The sequence below is a fragment of the Streptomyces sp. NPDC048182 genome, from assembly GCF_043202555.1.
GTDB lineage: Bacteria > Actinomycetota > Actinomycetes > Streptomycetales > Streptomycetaceae > Streptomyces.
Genome location: NZ_JBIDAQ010000011.1, coordinates 171727 through 190732, shown reverse-complemented (window position 1 = coordinate 190732; position 19006 = coordinate 171727). Strand labels below are relative to the sequence as shown.

Below are 19006 nucleotides of genomic sequence, written 5' to 3'. Positions count from 1 at the left end.
CGTGCTCGAACCGTGCGTCGTCCCGGACGCCCTCTTCGACGCCCTCGCCGCCGGGGAGGGCGGCCCCGAGGCGGTGCGGCTGCTGCTGCGGGCCCGGCGCAGCCGGCACCTGCTCCTGCTGCGCCGGGTCCTGGACGGGCCCTGCGGGGCCGCGGCCGAGCCGGCCGCCGCGCTGCTCGCGCGGATCGAGCGGGCCGCCCCCGCGGTGGTCGGGGCGGTGACCGGCGGGCCGGCCTTCGGCACCTGGGCCGCCCGGGCCGTACGGGACTGCCCGGCGCACCGGCGGGGCGGGTGCGCCGCCCGGGAGCTGGCCGCCCTCGCCGTGGTCGCCGCGGTGCGCGCCGAGCGGGCCGCCGAGATCGCCGTGCCGGTGCGGGCGGGGCGGCTGCCGCTGCCCGGCCTCGGCACGGTGTGCGGGCTGGGCGACGCGGCGGAGGCGGTGGTCGGCGTCGAGCCCGGCGCGGGGCCCGCCGGGGCGTGCCGGGTGCGGATCGCGGCCGGCGGCACGGCGCACCCGCTGCCGCGCGACCTGACGCGGGCCGGGCACGGCTGGGAGCCGGTGGCCGTGCTGGCCGTCGAGCACCGGGGCCTGGCCCTGCGGGTGCCGCTGGAGACCGCCGACCCGCGGCTGCCCGCCCTGGACACGGCGAGCGCCGGTCCCGCCGCCTGGCTCGGGCTGCTCGGGCCGGCCTGGGAGCTGCTGGTGGAGCGCCACCCGGGCCGCGCCGCCGAACTCGCCGCCGGCCTCACCGCCCTGGTGCCGCTGCCCGCCCCGGCGCGCGGCGTCGCCTCCGCCACCTCGCGGCACGCCTTCGGCACCGTGCTGACCTCCTGGCCGGCCGACCCCGAGCGGCTGGCGCTGAGCCTGCTGCACGAGTTCCAGCACAGCAAGCTCAGCGCCCTGACCGACCTGGTCGCCCTGCACGAGGGGGACGGCGGGGCCCGCCTCTACGCCCCCTGGCGGCCCGATCCGCGCCCGGCCGCGGGGCTCCTCCAGGGCGTCTACGCCCACCTCGGCGACCTGGCCTTCTGGCGGGAGCGCGGCGGGCGGGAAGACGGGCCCGGGCAGGCCGACGCGGCGTGGCGGGCGGCCGGCACCCGGGTGCACGTGGAGCGCGGCCTGGCCGAGGCGACCGCGCACGTCCCGCTCACCGGACTCGGCGTCCGCTTCCTGGACCGGGTCGCGGACACCGTACGCGCGGGGGCCGACGTCCCGGACGCGCGGCTGCTGCGGGCCGTCGCCCGGGTGCAGACCGGCGAGGAGGCCGTCTGGCGGCTGCGCTGGGGCGTGCCGCCCGACGCCGCCGCGACGGCCCGCCTGGTGGCCCGCCGGCGCGCCGGGCGCCCGCCCGGGGAGCTGCCCCCGGACGCCGTACGCCCCGCCACGGGGCCGGTCACCGGACCCGGCCCGGACGTCATGCGCTGGGCGGCCCGGCAACGCGGCGCCGAGCGCGCCCGCCCGGCCCGCGACGCCGCCCGCGCCGCCGCGGCCGAGCCGCACCGCGCCGACCGCTGGGCGGAGCTGGCTGCGGCAGCCGCCGAGGAGCGCCTCCCCGGCGCCACGGCCCTGCGCCACCGCACCGACCTGGTCCGCCACCTCTTCCTGTCCGACCCGGCCGACCCGCTGGACCTGGCGGCCTGGCTGGCGGCCGGGGACCCGGACGGGTCAGAACACCGGCGTCTCGATGTCGCAGAACGCGCGGTCGCCGCGGGCGAAGACCTCGGCGACCGGGTAGTCGTGACCCAGCGTGCGGGTGAAGCGGGCGACGACGTCCTCCCGTAGCGCGGCGGCCTCCTCCGTGCGGTCCAGGGCGTCCAGGTCGTGGGCGAGGTTGCCGCCGCAGACCAGGGTGACCGGGTGGTCCGGGCCGACCGTGGCGCGCAGCGCCGCCAGGTGCCGGGTGTCGGCCTGCGCCGCCTCCTCGTGCCGGCCGGCCGCGTGCAGGTCGTTGGCCAGGTTGACCCCGCAGCGCAGCGTGCAGTTGTGCTCGGGGCCGAAGCGCTCGGTGAGCTTCTCGTAGGCCACGAGGTTCAGCGACAGGGCCCGCTCGTGCTCGCCCAGGGCGCTCAACACCAGCGCGTGGTTGGTCTCGGTCATCGGCACGTAGGGGTGCTCGGGGCCGAAGAGCTGCACGTACCCGGCGACCGTCTGCGCGGCCAGCCGCTCGGCCTCCTCCAGCTCGCCGCGCAGCAGCAGGTCGACGGCGTAGTTGCCCACCGCCGCCTGGGTGTTGAGGTCGCCCTCGCCGTACCGGGCCCGGTAGCGGTCCACCGTGCGCGAGGAGCGGTCGTACGCCTCCTCGTAGGCGCCCATCGCCCGCAGCGACACCGCCAGGTTCTTCGCCACGTCCAGGGTGTTGGGGTGCTCGCTGCCGTGCAGGTCCCGCAGCTTCGGGTAGACCGCGCGCAGCGACTCCACCGAGCCCCGGTAGTCGCCCAGCTCGCGCTGGTCGCGGGCGTAGTTGGCGGCCACCACCAGCGTCACCGTCTCGTCGGGTCCGAAGATCCGCTGCCGCCGCTGATAGGTGTCCGCGTCCAGCTCCAGGGCCTCCCGGAAGCGGCCGAGCAGGCGCAGGTCCAGGGCGTGGTTGGCGGCCGACATCAGTGCCAGCGGGTAGTCCCGGCCGAAGCCGCGGGTCAGCCGGTCCAGGGTGTCGCCGTCCCGCTGCTCCGCCTGCTCGAAGTCGCCAAGGACCCGCAGGTCGGCCGCGGTGCTGTTGGCGATGGCCAGCGTCTCCTCGTGGTCCTCGCCGAACACCCGGCGGGCCCGCACCAGGAGTTCGGCGTTCAGCTCCCGGGCCTCGTCGAACCGGCCGAAGGTGCGGATCAGGGTGGCGTAGGAGCGGGTGGCCCGCATGGTCTGCGGGTGCTCCTCGCCGAGCCGCTGCTGCCACTCCTTGCGTGCGAATTCGGCCAGTTCCGTGCCGCCGGTGTAGTCGCCGTACAGATACAGGTACCGGATCTCGTTGAGCACCAGGTCCCGCACCTCGCGGTGGTCGCACTCCACGGCCCGGGTGGGCCGGATGTGCGGCCGCAGTTCGGCGTACCGGCGCCAGTTGTCGCCGTTCTCCGGCTCGTGCGGGTCGGCCGCCGCCAGCAGGACGTGCGTCAGGTGGTAGGTGTCCTCCTGCTCCTGCTCCGACATCTGGTTGAAGAGGACCGCCTGTACTAGGCGGTGCATCTGGAGGCTGTTGCTGCGGTGGTCGATGCGGGCGAGGGCGAGCCGCCCGATCTCCCGGGTGACCAGGCCCAGTTCGACCGGGTCCCGCAGCGCCTCCGCCAGCGGGGAGGGCAGCGGGGCGAACGCGGCGCTGCGCAGCATCGCCCAGCTGATCGGCTCCGGCGCCATGCAGGAGCACAGCCGCAGGAGTTGCACCGCCGCCGGGCTGCGCCGGCCGAGCCGCTCCATCGCGAGGTTCCACGTCGCCACCACGGAGTGCGGGTACCCCGAGGGCACCGAGGTGTCCAGGAGCCGGCCGGCGTGCTCGCCCAGCAGCTGGAGGTACTCGTCGACCGACATGGCCGTCTCCGCGTGCCACGCCCCGGCCTGCTCCACCGCCAGCGGCAGGTCGCCCAGCGCCTCGGCCAGCCGCGAGGCGTCCTCGGCGGGCATGCCCGGCACCCGGCGGCGCAGGAAGCGCACCGACTCCTCACGGGAGAAGACGTCCACCGAGACCGGGTGCGCGTGCCCGGCCCAGCTCTGGTTGCGGGAGGTGATCAGGACGTGGCCCTCGCCGGAGGGGAAGTACTCCTCCAGGTCCTCGGGCCGGTCGGCGTTGTCGAAGACCAGCAGCCACCTGCGGTACGGAGAGCCCCGGCGCAGCGCGTCGAGGACGAGCGGGAGCGCCTCGTCGCCGCTGGGCCCGGCCTCCAGGCCCAGGTGCGGGGCGAGCGCGGCGATGGCGGTGCGGACCAGGGCCGGGTCCTCGGAGTTGATCCACCAGATCAGCTGGTACTGGGACTGGTAACGGTAGATGTATTCAACAGCCAGTTGTGTCTTGCCCACCCCGCCCAGGCCGAAGAAGGCCTGCGGCACGATCGCCGCCCGCCGGTCGCCCAGCCGCTCGTGCAACTGGGTGATCAGCTCGTCCCGGCCGGTGAAGTTGTGGTTGCGCGGCGGGATGCGCCGACCCCACACCTGGGGAACGGCCTCCTCGAACCGCATCGGCCGGGTGAGCGAGGACAGCGGACCCGTCAGGGGCTCCGCGAGGGCCGTGCGGCCGTCGGCGCCGGCCGGTCGGGAGCGGTGCTCGGCCACGGATCGATCCCTTTCCGCTGGGTGCCGGGGCGGTTCCCCCGCCGGACGGGGGCGGCCGGCCTCCGCTTCGATGGTGCCGCTGACGGCTGTGGTGTCAGTCACAGCGTCATCGTAGGGCGACGCAGCGTCACCCTCCTGCCGGGGCCGGGGCGGTCCGGAGATCAGGCCGCGCAGCCGGCGCGCCCGGGCCGCGAACCCGCCGCCCAGCGCGTCCGCCACCGCCGCGTCCACCTTGGCGAACGGCAGGCTCTCCACGCTGATCCGGGCGGGCAGCTCGTGCGCCGGGTCGGTCAGCGTCGCGTCGAACCGGTACGGGGCGGAGGAGTGTTCGGCGAGGTACCCGGAGACCGCCGTCAGCACCCGGCGGCTCTCCTGCCGGTGCAGCGACCCGAGGAGCAGCGACCGCACCGCCTCGGGGAAGTCGAACTCGGTCTGCTCCGCCGGACGCGGCCCCGGCGAGACCGGGTGCAGCAGCCCGGACAGGAACACCTCCGCCAGGTGCGAGGGCGTGGTGCGCGGCGCCATCACCTGCTGCACCAGCCGCATCACCGGCAGGAACAGCGGCGCGGCGGACAGGTACCCGGCCAGTTCGAAGGCCTGCGGCGAGGCCACCGCCCGGAAGGCGAGGACCCGGTCGAGCGGTGAGCGCCGCTCGTCGCGCGCCGCCCGCTCCGGGCCGGCCTCCGCCGGCGCCCGGCGCGCGGCACCGGTGCGCACCGCGTACCCCTGGAAGGCGGCGCTCTCCGGGCGGGCCACCAGCCGGGCCCAGGAGCCCAGCGCCGCCGGGTCCAGCTCGACCACCGGCACCAGCGGCCCCCGCCCGGCCGCGTCGCCGCGCAGGTCGGTGTTGGGAGCGCCGGGGCGGGCCGCCTTGAGGGTGACGGGGACCGGGCGCAGCGCGGTGCGGTGCCACAGCCGCCGGTCCAGCGGCTGGACGAGTGCCGTGGGCCGGCCGCGCGCCCAGCGGGACAGTAGCCGGGAGACCGCGCCCGAGCGCCAGCCCGGGCCGATCGCGTCGCTGAACACCAGCACCGTGCCGCGCGGGGAGTGCGGGGGCGGCCGGTCGCCCGCGGCGGCGGGGCCGCTCCACGGTGGCGGCGCGGCGCGCACCGCCACCGCCCCGTCCGGCAGGTGCTCCAGCCAGCGCACCGTGATCGACCGGAAGGCGCCCACCCGCCGCAGCACCGTGCGCAGTTCGGCCACCGCGCCGTCCCACAGCACCATCGACTCGCCGGTGTCCACCACCAGGACCAGGTCCAGCCAGGGCTCCTCCGCCGGGACAAGGACCGGCTCCCAGACGTCCGTCTGCGCGGCCCGCTCCGCCGTCGCCTCCTCGTCCAGGCGGTGCCGTACGGCCGAGGCGGCCCGCCGGCGCAGCGGCCTGAGCGCCCGGCCCAGCTCCGCCGCCCGGGGCAGCGGCCGTACGCCGGGGGAGCGCACCGGCAGCGCCGGCACCGGCGGGCCGGGAGTGCCGGTGCCCGGCATGTGCAGCCGGGGCTGCCGGGCGGCCTCGCCGGTGCCGTCCGCCGGGAGATCGCCGGCCGGCGGCGGCAGGACGTCGTCCGCGCCGGGGTCCTCGGGCGGGCGGTGCGGCGTGCCGGGCTCCAGCTCGCCGGCCAGCCCGGACAGCCGGTGCGGACGCGCGGGGTCGCGGCCAGGCGCCGGCTCGGCCGGGGCGCGGGCCAGCTGCGCCGCCAGCCACAGCACCTCGGCGATCTCCCGGGCGTCCGGGGCGGGCCGCTCGGGCGGCGGTTCGTAGGCCATCAGGGCCCCGTCTCCAGATGCCGCCACAGGGTGCGCAGCAGGTCCTGCCACTGCTCGGGGTCCTCGTCCGCGCCGGCCCGGGCCAGCTGGATCGCGCCGAGCAACTGGTCGACGGCGACGCTGCCGTGGTCCTGCTCGGCGAGGAACGCCTCCACCAGTGGCCGGGTCTGGTCGAGGACCTCCTCGCCCAGGTGCGCGGCGACGATCGCGGCCAGCCGCTCCGGGCCCGGCGGTTCGATGTCGTAGCGCAGGCAGCGGCGGGCGAAGGCGGCGGGGAACTCGCGCTCCTCGTTGGAGGTGATGACCACGAACGGGAACGCCCAGCAGCTCACCTCGCCGTCCGTCACCGGCTCGGTGGAGCCGTCCGCGGTGCGCACCGCGACCGTGCCCTGCTCGGGCGGCAGCCGCAGCAGCTCCTCGACGCTGAAGCGGCCCTCCTCGAAGACCGTCAGCAGGTCGTTCGGCAGGTCGATGTCGCTCTTGTCCAGCTCGTCCACGAGCAGCACCCGCGGCCGGCGGCGCGGCAGCAGCGCCGTGCCCAGCGGGCCGAGCCGCAGGAAGCGGCCGATCTCCCCGGTGCCGCCGCCGGTGTCCAGGCCGGCGCGGCGCAGGTTGGCCTCGTGCAGGCGGCCGATGGCGTCGTAGGAGTACAGGCCGTCGCGCAGCGTGGTCCGCGAGGTCACCGGCCAGTGCAGCACCGGGCCGAGGCCCAGCTCGTAGGCGACCGCGTGCGCCAGCGTGGACTTGCCGGTGCCCGGACGGCCCGTCAGGAGCAGCGGGCGGCGCAGCAGCAGGGCCGCGTTGACCGCGTCCACCAGGCCCCGGTCCACCTGGAAGACCCGGCCCCGCTGGGCGTCGGACGGCTCCGGGGCGACCGCGTCGTCGTCCTGCGGGGGCATGCCCTGCTGGAGCGGGCGCCACACCGGGGGGTCCGGCAGCCGTTCGATCGCGTTGTGCGGGACGCCGTCACCGCGGTAGATCCACCACGCGGGCGGCGGCGGGGCTGCGGGCTCGGTCACCGGGGGTCACCTCCGGGTGCGGGGGCGGGCGGGGTCAGGGGGGCGCGCGGGGGCAGCCGGTCGAAGGGGTCCCACAGGAAGCCGAGGCGCAGTCCGCCGGCGGCGCGCGAGCGGGCCACGCCGGCCCGGGCCGCCCACTCCCCGCGGCGGGCCCTGAGCACCTCCGCGGACAGGGTGCCCGCAGCCGCCGCGCGCAGCCGGTCCGGCAGCCCGGCGCACACCTGCGGCCCGTCCTGCTCGTCGTGGGCCCAGACCAGGGCCGGTACGCCGGCGTCCAGGGCGGCGTCGAACTCCGCGTCCGGCGCCCGGCGGCGCGGCGCGCGCGGCGGGAAGCCGAGGACCAGCGCCAGCGGCCCCTCGTCGGCCAGCAGCGCGGAGAACAGGTCCTCGTAGGAGGAGCCCTCCTGATTGCGGACGGGGATCACATCCACCACGCCCTCTCCGGAGAGTGCGGCCAATGCCCTCATCCTGTCCCACTTGCGGGACCAGTTATGCCCCCAGTCGACCCATTCCGAGGCGTCCTGGCGCTCGAGGCTGCGCACGGCCACCGGGTGCACCACCCCCAGACGCACCTCCGCGCCGCTGGGGGTCGGGATGGTGAGGGTGTCGACCGGCCGGCCGAGCAGCTCGCGGGGCAGCACGAACTCCACGAACAGGTCGGGGGAGTCCGGGGTCTGCTCGCGGCGCATGCGCAGGATCTCCTCGACCACCAGGCGCTCCACCCGGGCCGGCTTCATCGCCTCGGTGTACTGGCGCACCGCCTCGCGCGGGGTGCCCTCGTGCTCGCGGAAGACGTCCAGGAGGTAGTGCGCCCGCGTGGCGGCCGGGGTGACGCGGAAGGTGGCGTACGTCCACCGCGCGCCGGCGCCCGCCGGACGGGCGCGGCGCTCGAGGAGGGGCCCGGGGTCGACCGCCGGGACGCAGTGCCCGGCCCGGCCGCGCACCCAGCGGGCCAGCTCCTGGCCGCGCGGCCCGGGGACCATGCGGGACAGCGCGGCGACGAAGGTCAGCAGCGGCGGCACCGGGCGGCCCGCCTGGGCGATGTGCCGCAGGTCGTGCACGATCCCGAGGATGTCCTCCGGGGCGCCCCGCCAGGTCCGCCGCACCGGCCCCAGCGCCTCGTCGCGCAGCGCCACCAGGCCGGCCGGCGCGTGGCCGCCGTCCAGGAGCAGACGGTAGAGGTCGTCCATCGCCTCCGCGTCGAACGGGCCGTCGTACGGGTCCTCCTGGCCCTCCTCGGCGGGCCCGGGCGGCTCGAGACGCTCCCCGGCCAGGCCAAGGGCCGCGCGCAACGGCGGCCAGGCGCGGGCCAGCCGGTCCAGCGGGATCATCCAGGTCACGCCCGCCTCGGGGGACCGGTCGCGCAGCACAGCCAGGCCGGCGACGCGGGAGGTGGCGGCGTCCTTCACGCCGCAGCCGCTGTAGCCGCGGGCCACCCGGCGCCCGGTGCCCGGCGCGTCGTTCAGCTGGATCAGCGCCGCGTCCGGCCCGCCCCGCCCGGCCATCAGGCAGTCGGCCCACACGCCGTGCGGCTGGCCCTGCGGGTAGCCGTAGACCTGCATCTCGCGCCGGACCGCGAAGTCACCGGCGGAGAGGTGCCCGTGCGTGACCGGTAACCGGCCGCGGCCCAGGTCGCCGTGGAGGGTGAGCACCAGGACGTCCTCGTGGTGGCTGCCGCCCGTCCAGTGGTGGCCGCCGCCGGGGGACGCGGTGTGCTCCAGGCCGCCTGCCAGGGCGACCGTGACGGTGGCGCCGGGGTCGTCGGCCGGGCGGCCGCCGAGGGCCGAGACGACCACATGGGCGCAGGTCAGCACGTAACGGGGCGGGATCACGACCCCGCCGCCGACCGGCTGCCCGCCGGGCCCCAGGATGCTCACCTGCCAGTCGTCGGCCACCGCGGTGCGCGCGACCGCTTCCGCCCCCAAGACGCCCACCCCCCGACCGTCCGCGAAGCCGCCATAGTAGCGGCCTCCGCGGGGCCGGCGGAGGGGGCGAAGGGCCCCGCCGACGGCCGTTGCCGGACTGTTCCCGAGGCGGTGCGGGCACCGCCCCGAGGGATCCCCGGGGTGCGCGTCAGCGGATCTTGATGGTGATCGTCGACCCCTTGGGCGCCTTGTCGCCGCCGTCCACCGACTGGTCCTTGATCTCGTCGCCGAACAGGCCCAGGAAGCCGCGGTCCTCGTGCACCTCGAAGCCGGCGCTCTCCAGCTTGTCGTGCGCCTCGTCCACGCTGTCGCCGGTCACGTCCGGGACCTCGATCATCTCGGGGCCCTTGGACACGGTGAGCGTCACCGTGTCGCCCTCGGCGAGCTGCTCGCCGGGGTCCGGGGACTGCCGGGCCACCTGGCCCTTGTCGTACTCGGAGGTGACCTGCCCGGAGGCCACCTTCACCTTCAGGCCCGCCTCCGCCAGCTGGTCGCGCGCGTCCTGGAGGTCGTCGCCGGTGACGTCGGGGGCCTCCACCGGGCTGCCCTTGCTGACGGTCAGGGCGACGGCCGTGCCCGCGCGGACCTCGGTGCCCGGCTCCGGGTCCGTGGCGACCACCGAGCCGCGCTCCACCTCGTCGCTGAACTCCCGGGTCACCATGCCCGGTTCGAGTCCCTCGTCCTTGAGCGTGTCGCGCGCCCGGTCGAGCTTGTCGCCCCGGACGTCGGGCAGCTCCACCGTCTCGGGGCCGTCGGAGACGGTGAGCGAGACGGCGTCGCTGTCGCGGATCCGGGCGCCGACACCGGGGTCGGTGGAGATGACCGTGCCGCGCCGGACGGTGTCGCTGTAGGCGTGCCGGACCCTGCCGACCTCCAGGCCGGCCTCCTTCAGCCGATCCCGGGCCTGGACCTCGGTCTTGGACAGCAGCGGCGGCACCTTGGTGAACTGGCCGGAGTTGATGTACCACAGCCCGGTGCCGACGCCGAGCACCAGCAGGACGGCCACCACCACGGCCAGCGGCCCGCGCCGCACGGCCGGCCGGCGGCGCGGGCGGCGGGGGGCCGGCGGATCCAGCGGGGGAGAGGCGAAGCGGGCGGTGTGCCGGACGGAGGCGGCGGCGCCGCCGTCCACGGGCAGCGCGCGCGGGATGACGCTGGTGCGGTTCTCGGCGCCGACATGCGCGCCCTCGGTGGCCCGCGGCGGCACGGCGTCCAGCTGCTCCGCGCCGAGCGCGGCCCGCGCCTCGCGGGCCAGCCCGAGCAGCGCCACCGCGTCCGGCGGGCGGACCTCGGGGTTCCGCGCGGTCGCCAGGGCGACCAGCTCGTCCAGCGCGTACGCCATGCCCGGCACGGCGGCCGACGGCGGCGGCACGTCGTCGTGGAGGTGCTTGTAGAGGATCTGCGCGGGGGAGTCCCCGTCGTGCGGCTTCTCGCCGGTCAGCATCTCGTAAAGGACGACACCGCACGCGTAGACGTCGACCCGCGGGTCCGCCGCGCCGGACTCGATCTGCTCGGGCGCCAGGTAGGAGACCGTGCCGAGCACGGATCCCGTGGTGGCGGTGACCGTGTCGACCGCGCGGACCAGCCCGAAGTCGGCGACCTTGACCCGGCCGTCGTCCCCTATCAGCACGTTCTCCGGCTTCATGTCCCGGTGCACGAAGCCCGCCCGGTGGGCGGCGCCCAGGGCGGCGAGGACCGGCTCCAGGATGTCGAGGGCGGCCCGCGGCCGGAGCGCCCCGCGCTCGCGCAGCACGTCGCGCAGGGTGCAGCCGGCGACGTACTCCATCGCCAGATACACGTACGCGCCCTGGGCGCCCTGGTCGTAGACCTGGACGACGTTGGGATGGTCGAGCCGGGCCACCGACTTGGCCTCGCGGATGAACCGCTCGACGAAGGAGACGTCGGTGGCGAGCGTCGGGTGCATCACCTTGAGCGCGAGCACGCGGTCCAGGCGGGTGTCCACGGCCCGGTAGACCGTGGCCATCCCGCCGACCGCGATCCGCGCCTCGACGCGGTACCGGCCGTCGAGCGTCTGCCCGACGAGAGGGTCCTGGAGGGTCGTGTCCACGCAGGCGAGTCTACGAGCCGGCACCGACACCTCCGCGGTGTGCGGCGCGATCGGGGCGGTACTGGAGCGGAGCTGTGACGTGTCTCTCCCGGCGTGCGCCCGTCGGATGCCGTCAGGGCGTGCCGAAGGCCGGCCGCTCCGGGTCGAGGTCGGCCAGGCCCGCCACCGGGGACGACGCCTCCGCGAAGTGCCGGCGCGGGATCCGCCCCGCGAGCCGGGCGAGCCGCCCCGCCTCCACCCCCGCCCGCATCGCGGCGGCCATCAGCACCGGCTCCTGCGCCCGCGTCACCGCCGAGGCGAGCATCACGCCCGCGCAGCCCAGCTCCATCGCCAGGGCCACGTCCGAGGCGGTGCCGGCGCCCGCGTCCAGGATCACCGGCACGCGCGCGTGCTCCACGATCAGCTGGAAGTTGTGCGGATTGCGGATGCCGAGCCCGGAGCCGATCGGCGAGCCGAGCGGCATGATCGCCGCACAGCCCACGTCCTCCAGCTTCCGCGCGAGCACCGGGTCGTCGTTGGTGTACGGCAGCACCGTGAAGCCGTCGTCGACCAGCGTCTCGGCGGCGTCCAGCAGCTCGATCGGGTCGGGCAGCAGGGTGCGCTCGTCGGCGATGACCTCCAGCTTGACCAGGTCGGTGCCGAGGGCCTCGCGGGCCAGGCGGGCGGTGAGCACGGCCTCGCCGGCGGTGTAGCAGCCGGCGGTGTTCGGCAGCACCCGCACGCCCAGCTTCTCCAGCACCGACAGGACCGAGCCGTGCACCGAGGGGTCCACCCGGCGCATCGCCACCGTGGTCAGCTCGGTGCCGGAGGCCGCCAGGGCGCGCTCGAGCACGTCGAGGCTGGGGGCGCCGCCGGTGCCCATGATCAGGCGGGACGTGTAGGACGTGCCGCCGAGGACGAAGGGGTCGTCGGCCATCGGGTCAGCCTCCTTGGACGGCGGTGAGGACTTCGACGCGGTCGCCCTCGGCCAGCGCGGTGGCGGCCCACCGCGTGCGCGGGACGACGGTCTCGTTGACGGCGGCGGCCACGCCGGAGGGGGCCGCGGTGAGGACGCCCACCAGGGCGTCCAGGGCGGTGCCGGGGGCCACCTCGCGCGGCTCCCCGTTGACGGAGATGTTCATGCGGTCGGCTCCGGGGAGGAGAGGGCGAGGGCGGCGCCGAAGCGCCGGGGGGTGAAGGGGCGGGCTTCCGAGGGCAGCTCCCCGGTGGTCAGGGCGTGCGCCAGCACGTCTCCGGTGACCGGGGTGAGCAGGACGCCGTTGCGGTAGTGGCCGGTGGCCAGGAGCAGCCCGTCCAGGCCGGTCGGGCCGAGCAGCGGGGCGTTGTCCGGGGAGCCGGGGCGCAGGCCCGCGCGGGTCTCCGTCAGGGCCAGCTCGGTGATGCCGGGGACCAGCTCGTGGGCGTCGCGCAGCAGGGCGTAGACGCCGCCCGCGGTCACCGTGGTGTCCCAGCCCTGCTCCTCGCTGGTGGCGCCGACGACCAGTTCGCCGTTCTCGCGCGGCACCAGGTAGAGCGGGTTGCCGCGCACCACCGCCCGCACGGTGCGGCCCAGCAGCGGTGCGCCCTCCCGCATCGTGAGCCGCAGCACCTCGCCCTTGACCGGCCGCACCGGCGGCACCAGCCCTTCGGGCACGCCGTCGAGGCGCCCGCTCAGGCTGCCGCCGGCCAGCACCACCTGCCCGGCCGGCAGCTCGGTGCCGTCGGCGGTGACCACGCCGGTGGCCCGGTCCGCGGCGACGGTCAGCCGCGCGGCCCAGGTCCGGTGGAAGGCGACGCCGGCCCGCTCGCAGGCGGTGACCAGCGCGGCGGCCAGGCGGCGGGGGTCGACCTGGTGGTCGTCGTCCACCCGCAGGCCCCCGCGCACGCCCGGCGCGAGCATCGGCTCCAGGCGACGGCACTCGCGCCCCGACAGCCACTCCGAGGTCAGCCCCGAGCGCTCCTGGAAGGCGTGCAGCTCGCGCAGGTGCGCGCGGTCGTCGGCGTCCAGGGCGACGGCGAGCGTGCCGCAGCGGCGGTAGCCGAGGTCCAGGCCGGTCGCGTCGGCCAGCTCGGCGGCGAACTCCGGGTAGCGGCGCGCGGAGGCGAGGTTCAGCGCGAGCAGCGTCTCCTCGCCGTAGTGCAGCTCCGTGACGGCGGCGAGCATCCCGGCCGCCACCTGCGCGGCCCCGCCGCCCGGCTCGGGGTCCACCACGGCGGTGGCCAGGCCCCGCTGCGCGGCCCGCCAGGCGGTGACCAGGCCGATGATCCCGCCGCCCACCACGAGGACGTCGGCGGCCCCGGACGGGGATCCGCCAGGTGCTGACGGCGTTCCTGCAGGTGCTGAAGACGCCATGGCGTCAAGACCCTCCCTTCGCCGGCATGACCCGGATCAGGTTCGGACGGTCGGAGGCCGCGCCAGCCTCCCTCTCAGCCCGCTGCGTCCGGGCTCCCGCGTGTGCTCTACCTTGGCCACCCTAGCTCTCCGCCCCGCCGCCCAGTAAGGGAGCCTCCCGCATGGCCCGTTCGCTCGACGGACTCGTCCTCGCCCCGGTCGCCGACCAGACGCCCGGCCAGGTGGGCACCCGCACCCGGTTCGCGTACCACGAGGAGGACGGCGCGATCTGGGCGGAGTACGCGGGCGGGGACGTCGTGCGCGGGCACCTGGTGGGCACCCGGGACGGCGACCGGCTGGACTTCCGGTACGTGCAGCTCAAGACCGACGGCAGCACGTCATCGGGCCACTGCGCGTCCACCGTGACCGAGCTGCCGGACGGGCGGGTGCGGCTGGCGGAGACCTGGGAATGGGAGTCGCAGCCGGGCAGCGGGACGAGCGTCGTGGAGGAGATCGCTCCGGGGCACTGACCGGCGGGCGTCCGGATGACTAAGGTGATCAAGGTGAGCGAGCTGACGCGGGAGACGGCACAGGCACCGGGCGTGGTCGTGGTGGGCGCGGGCATGGCCGGCGTCCAGACCGCCGTCGCCCTGCGCGAGCAGGGGTTCACCGGCGCCGTGACCCTGATCGGTGCCGAGCCCCACCAGCCCTACGACCGCCCCCCGCTGTCCAAGGCCGTCCTGCTCGGCACCGCCGAGGGCTCCGCCTTCGACGTCGACTTCGAGGCGCTCGGCATCACCCTGCGCCTCGGCTGCGAGGCCCTCGGCGTCCGGCCCGGCGCGCACACCCTGGACACCTCCGCGGGACCCGTCCCGTACGACGCCCTGGTGCTGGCCACCGGCGCCGAACCGATTCGCCTCCCCGGCACCGAGGGTGTGCCGGGCGTGCACCTGCTGCGCACCCTGGACGACGCCGAGCGGCTGCGGCCCGTGCTGGCCCGGCAGCACGACATCGTGGTCGTCGGGGCCGGCTGGATCGGCGCCGAGTTCGCCACCGCCGCCCGGGAGGCCGGCTGCGCGGTGACCGTCGTGGAGGCCGCCGACCGGCCGCTGGCGGGCGCCCTGCCCGCCGAGGTCGCCGCGCCGATGACCGCCTGGTACGCCGACAGCGGCGCCGAGCTGCGCACCCACGCGCGCGTGGAGCGCGTCGAGCCGGGCGCAGGCGACGCGGCCGGCACGGTCGTCCTGGCCGACGGCACCCGGCTGCCGGCCGGCGCGGTCGTCGTCGGCATCGGCGCCCGCCCCGCCACCGGCTGGCTGGCCGGCTCCGACATCGCCCTCGGCGCGCACGGCGAGGTGCTGGCCGACGACCGGCTGCGCGCCTCGGCGCCGGACGTGTACGCGGTCGGCGACTGCGCGTCCTTCCCCTCCGGGCGCTACGGCGAGCGGCTCCTGGTACACCACTGGGACAACGCCCTGCAGGGCCCACGCACGGTCGCCGCCGACATCGTCGGCGCCGCCGCCGGGGAAGAACCCGCACCCTACGACCCGGTGCCGTACTTCTGGTCCGAGCAGTTCGGCCGCTTCGTCCAGTACGCCGGCCACCACACCGGCGCCGACACCGTCCTGTGGCGCGGCGATCCCACGGGCCCCGCCTGGACGGTCTGCTGGCTGCGCGGCGACCGCCTGGTCGCCCTCCTCGCGGTGGGCCGCCCCCGCGACCTGGCCCAGGGCCGCCGCCTGATCACGTCCGGCACCCCCATGAACCCCCGCCTCCTCCCCGACCCGTCCCGCCCCCTGAAGTCCGCCACCACAAACCCCCACTAGCCCCACCCAGCCGACCCCACCCCGGCTGCCCCGCCCCTGGCAGTCCCGCCCCGGCTGCCCCGCCCCTGCCGGTCCCGCCCCACCGGCGCCGCCCGGCTGGCTCCGCCCCGGGAGGCCCTGTCCGAGAGGCCCTGCCCAGCGGTGCCGCCCCGGCTGGGCCTGCCTGGCTGGCCCGGCCCTGCCTGGCCCGGCCCTGCCGGTCCCGCCCCGCCTGCTCCGCCCGGGTGTCCAGCCTCGGGTGGCCCGGTCCGGCGGTCCCGCCCCGCTGGCGCCGCCCCGGCCGGCTCCGGCCCCGCTGTCCGACGGCCCCGCCCCGGCTGGCCCCGCCCCCGGTGGCCTCGTTCGGGCGGGCCGGCCCTGGTGGTCCCGCCCCGGTAGCGCTGCCTCGCCGGGTCCGCCCCCCGGGGGCCCCGGCCGGCTGGCTCCGCCCCCGCAGCCCCGCCCGGCCGACCCCACCCCGTAGGTTCTGCCCGGCGGGTCCGCCCGGGTGGGCTCCGCCCTGGTGGCGCCGCCCGGCTGGTACTTCCCCGGTAGCCCCGCCCGGCTGGCCCCACCCCGTAGGTCCCGCCCAGCGGTCCCACCCCGGGTGGGTTTCGCCACGGTGGCCCCGCCAGGGTGGCCCCGCCTCGATGCCCCCCCGGCCCCGCGCCGCAGGCTTCCGCTTCCGGCTGTCGGTGGCAGATGGCAGGCTTGAGGCGTGACCGAGATTGACGCAAAGACCGATGCTCTCGTACCCGCCTGGCTCACCGTCCCCGACATCGCCGAACAGCTCGACGTCGAGGTGACCCGGGTACGCCAGCTCATCAAGGAGGGCCAGCTCATCGCCGTACGCCGCGGGGAGAACCGCGCGCTGCACGTCCCGGCGGCCTTCATCGACGGCGACAAGGTCGTCAAGGGCCTGACCGGGCTGCTCACCGTGTTGCGCGACGACGGCTTCACGGACGAGGAGATGCTGGAGTGGCTCTTCACGCCCGACGACACCCTGCCCGGCACCCCCGCCCAGGCGCTGAGCGAGAATCGCGGCACGGAGGTGAAGCGCCGCGCCCAGGCGCTCGCCTTCTGAGCTGACCCGGCCCGATCCGGCCTGACCCGGCCACCGCGGGGCGTCCGCACCACGCCCCGCGGTGGCCGGCCCGCACCACCGACCTGGGGGGACACCCGCATGCCCGACACCGCCCGCGCCCGGCTCGCCGACGCCCGGCTCTACCTGTGCACCGACGCCCGCCGCGAGCAGGGCGACCTGCCCGAGTTCCTCGACGCGGTGCTGGCCGGCGGGGTCGACGTCGTGCAGCTCCGGGACAAGGGGATGGAGGCAGGCGAGGAGCTCGAGCATCTGGCGGTCTTCGCCGAGGCATGCGCCCGGCACGGCCGGCTGCTCGCCGTCAACGACCGCGCGGACGTCGCGCACGCCGCCCGCGCCGACGTACTCCACCTCGGCCAGGGCGACCTGCCGGTGCCCGCCGCCCGGGCGATCCTGGGCGAGGAGGTGCTGATCGGCCGCTCCACCCACGCCGAGTCCGAGGCCGCCGCGGCAGCCGCCCAGGACGGCGTCGACTACTTCTGCACCGGCCCCTGCTGGCCCACCCCCACCAAGCCAGGGCGCCACGCCCCCGGCCTCGACCTCGTCCGGTACACCGCCTCCCTGGGCACCGACCGCCCCTGGTTCGCCATCGGCGGCATCGACCTCGCCAACCTCGACCAGGTCCTCGACGCCGGCGCCCGCCGCGTGGTCGTCGTCCGCGCGATCACCGCCGCGGACGACCCCGGCGCGGCGGCGGCCGAGTTCGCCAAGCGGCTGCGCGAGACCTGACCCGCTCGCGGCCGGGTGTCCCCGGGTGTCCCCGGGTGTCCCCGGGTGTCCCCGGGTGTCCAAGGGGTGGACGGCGATCCGGCATTCCGGACGTTTTCCCCAGATCCGGTTGGGTCGCCGCCACCCCGTCGCTAACCTGCCCGTATGGCCTTCGGAACCGCATCCACCAGGACTGATCGCGCACGCACCGTGCGCGACATGCTCGCCGCCGGCAAGACGACGTACTCCTTCGAGTTCTCGGCGCCGAAGACGGCCAAGGGCGAGCGCAACCTGTGGAGCGCGCTGCGGCGGGTCGAGGCGGTCGCCCCGGACTTCGTCTCCGTGACCTACGGCGCCGGCGGCTCCACCCGCGCGGGCACCGTCAAGGAGACCCAGCAGATCGTCGCCGACACCACGCTCACCCCGGTCGCCCACCTCACCGCCGTCGACCACTCCGTCGCCGAGCTGCGCAACATCATCGGCCAGTACGCCGACGCCGGGATCCGCAACATCCTGGCCGTGCGCGGCGACCCGCCCGGCGACCCGATGGGCGACTGGATCGCGCACCCCGAGGGCCTGACGTACGCCGCCGACCTGGTCCGGCTCATCAAGGACTCCGGCGACTTCTGCGTGGGCGTCGCCGCCTTCCCCGAGATGCACCCGCGCTCGGCGGACTGGGACACCGACGTGGCGCACTTCGTGGCCAAGTGCCGGGCCGGCGCCGACTACGCGATCACCCAGATGTTCTTCGAGCCGGAGTCCTACCTGCGCCTGCGCGACAAGGTCGCCGCGGCCGGCTGCGAGACCCCGGTCATCCCCGAGATCATGCCGGTGACCAGCGTGAAGATGCTGGAGCGGCTGCCCAAGCTCAGCAACGCCCTGTTCCCGGCGGAGCTGAAAGAGCGCATCCTGCGGGCAGCGGGCGATCCGGCGGCGGTACGCTCCATTGGCATCGAGTTCGCCACGGAGTTCTGCGCGCGGCTACGCTCCGAGGGCGTCCCCGGACTGCACTTCATCACGCTGAACAATTCGACGGCGACGCTGGAAATCTACGAGAACCTGGGCCTGCACCGCCCCCCGCGGGCCTAGACCGGAGGGGCGTACATGGGCTGGACGGTCCTCTACATCGCGTTCGGCATCGTCGCGCTGTGGCTGCTCGGCGAGGTGCTGCTGCAGTACAAGGCGCGGCTGCGCTGGCGGCTGCTCGCCTTCGGCGGCTTCGTCGGCGTGGTGGTGGGCGTGCTGCTGCCGTCCGTCGTCGTGATCGGCCTCGGCGCCATCACCTTCGCGATCGGCCAGACCTACGTCACGCTCTCCTTCCGCCGCGGCTTCGAGTCCGGCTGGGCGGTCAACGCGCCGGAGGGCCTCGTCGGCAGCAGGCGCCGCCGCCCCGAGCGCGCCCACCGGGACCCTGCCCTCGAGGTCTCCGGCCTGGAGGCCGCCGAACCGGCCGACGACCGGCACGAGGGCCCCGACCAGCAGCCACCGCCCGCCCCCTACGCCTACGACGCCTACGGCCAGGACGACCCCGACCACGACGACGTCTTCGCCCCGGGCCGCCCCGCCGAGACCACCGCCGTCTACGAGCCGCAGCCCATGCCGGACGACACCGGCTCCTACGGCGTCTACCCCGGCGCCGACGCGGACACCGGCGCCGGCCGGCCCTACGCCTACGACTACTCGGCCTACGCCCAGCAGGACGGCCACCACCAGGGCTACGGCTACGACGCCGCCCAGCAGCAGTACGCCGCCTACTCCGACCCGTACATCGGCACCTACGGCGGCACCGCCCCGTACGACACCGGCGGCGGCTGGGACACCTCCGGCGGGCAGCAGTACGGCCAGCAGGGCTACGCGCCCGACCCGTACGCCGGCGCCCAGAGCGGCGGCGAGACCCCGGCCGGCGGCGTCTGGGTGCCGCAGCAGCGCAACCCCGAGGACCCCTACGGCGCCGAACTCCCGCCCGAGCAGGGCGGCTACCCGTACCAGGGCGACGGCCAGCCGCAGCAGCCCCAGGGCTACGACGAGCAGTACCGCTTCTGACGC

At 76.4% G+C, this 19006-nt stretch carries 14 protein-coding genes and 1 riboswitch; of the genes, 7 read left to right on the top strand and 7 right to left on the bottom strand.

Annotation, left to right across the window (positions count from 1 at the left end; translation table 11 throughout):
- Nucleotide 1 precedes the first annotated feature (1 nt).
- Nucleotides 2–1783 (top strand): aKG-HExxH-type peptide beta-hydroxylase, encoded by a 1782-nt coding sequence (locus tag ACGFZL_RS22105; RefSeq protein WP_393694018.1) that lies wholly within the window; start codon nucleotides 2–4, stop codon nucleotides 1781–1783.
- Here the strand turns inward: ACGFZL_RS22105 and fxsT are convergent.
- The 7 genes from fxsT to thiO form a co-directional block, all read right to left on the bottom strand.
- The gene (fxsT, locus tag ACGFZL_RS22100) at nucleotides 1667–6022 is read right to left on the bottom strand and encodes an FxSxx-COOH system tetratricopeptide repeat protein (protein ID WP_393694016.1); all 4356 of its coding nucleotides are present in this window, start codon (nucleotides 6020–6022) and stop codon (nucleotides 1667–1669) included. The genes ACGFZL_RS22105 and fxsT overlap by 117 nt on opposite strands.
- The gene (locus ACGFZL_RS22095) at nucleotides 6022–7041 is read right to left on the bottom strand and encodes an AAA family ATPase (RefSeq protein WP_393694014.1); all 1020 of its coding nucleotides are present in this window, start codon (nucleotides 7039–7041) and stop codon (nucleotides 6022–6024) included. The genes fxsT and ACGFZL_RS22095 overlap by 1 nt, the downstream gene beginning before the upstream one ends.
- Nucleotides 7038–8966 (bottom strand): hypothetical protein, encoded by a 1929-nt coding sequence (locus ACGFZL_RS22090; protein ID WP_393694012.1) that lies wholly within the window; start codon nucleotides 8964–8966, stop codon nucleotides 7038–7040. The genes ACGFZL_RS22095 and ACGFZL_RS22090 overlap by 4 nt, the downstream gene beginning before the upstream one ends.
- Before the next feature lie 148 nt (nucleotides 8967–9114).
- Entirely contained in the window at nucleotides 9115–11034 is a 1920-nt protein-coding gene (pknB, locus tag ACGFZL_RS22085; RefSeq protein ID WP_393694011.1) for a Stk1 family PASTA domain-containing Ser/Thr kinase, read from the bottom strand.
- Nucleotides 11035–11146: 112 nt separating this feature from the next.
- Nucleotides 11147–11950 (bottom strand): thiazole synthase, encoded by an 804-nt coding sequence (locus tag ACGFZL_RS22080; RefSeq protein ID WP_393694009.1) that lies wholly within the window; start codon nucleotides 11948–11950, stop codon nucleotides 11147–11149.
- 4 nt (nucleotides 11951–11954) lie between these two features.
- A complete protein-coding gene (gene thiS / locus ACGFZL_RS22075) occupies nucleotides 11955–12155 on the bottom strand; it encodes a sulfur carrier protein ThiS (RefSeq protein ID WP_355167007.1) in 201 nt (66 codons plus the stop codon).
- Nucleotides 12152–13366, bottom strand: coding sequence for a glycine oxidase ThiO (thiO, locus tag ACGFZL_RS22070; protein WP_393694006.1), 1215 nt, complete (start codon nucleotides 13364–13366; stop codon nucleotides 12152–12154). Before thiO ends, thiS begins: the two co-directional genes overlap by 4 nt.
- Nucleotides 13363–13476: riboswitch (TPP riboswitch) on the bottom strand. Its footprint overlaps the gene before it by 4 nt.
- 51 nt (nucleotides 13477–13527) lie before the next feature.
- On the opposite strand from thiO, the gene ACGFZL_RS22065 reads away from it, so the two are divergent.
- From ACGFZL_RS22065 to ACGFZL_RS22040, 6 genes are all read left to right on the top strand, one after another.
- Nucleotides 13528–13875: a hypothetical protein gene (locus ACGFZL_RS22065; RefSeq protein WP_393694004.1), complete on the top strand. Its 348-nt coding sequence runs from the start codon at nucleotides 13528–13530 to the stop codon at nucleotides 13873–13875.
- Between the two features lie 33 nt (nucleotides 13876–13908).
- Nucleotides 13909–15171: an NAD(P)/FAD-dependent oxidoreductase gene (locus tag ACGFZL_RS22060; RefSeq protein WP_393694002.1), complete on the top strand. Its 1263-nt coding sequence runs from the start codon at nucleotides 13909–13911 to the stop codon at nucleotides 15169–15171.
- A gap of 697 nt (nucleotides 15172–15868) precedes the next feature.
- Nucleotides 15869–16234, top strand: coding sequence for an Rv2175c family DNA-binding protein (locus ACGFZL_RS22055; RefSeq protein WP_355167015.1), 366 nt, complete (start codon nucleotides 15869–15871; stop codon nucleotides 16232–16234).
- A gap of 99 nt (nucleotides 16235–16333) precedes the next feature.
- The gene (gene thiE, locus ACGFZL_RS22050; protein ID WP_393694000.1) at nucleotides 16334–16981 is read left to right on the top strand and encodes a thiamine phosphate synthase; all 648 of its coding nucleotides are present in this window, start codon (nucleotides 16334–16336) and stop codon (nucleotides 16979–16981) included.
- A 144-nt stretch (nucleotides 16982–17125) separates the two neighbouring features.
- Complete coding sequence (gene metF / locus ACGFZL_RS22045; RefSeq protein ID WP_355167019.1) at nucleotides 17126–18049, top strand: methylenetetrahydrofolate reductase [NAD(P)H]; 924 nt, start codon at nucleotides 17126–17128, stop codon at nucleotides 18047–18049.
- 15 nt (nucleotides 18050–18064) lie between these two features.
- Entirely contained in the window at nucleotides 18065–19003 is a 939-nt protein-coding gene (locus ACGFZL_RS22040; RefSeq protein WP_393693998.1) for a hypothetical protein, read from the top strand.
- Nucleotides 19004–19006: the final 3 nt, after the last annotated feature.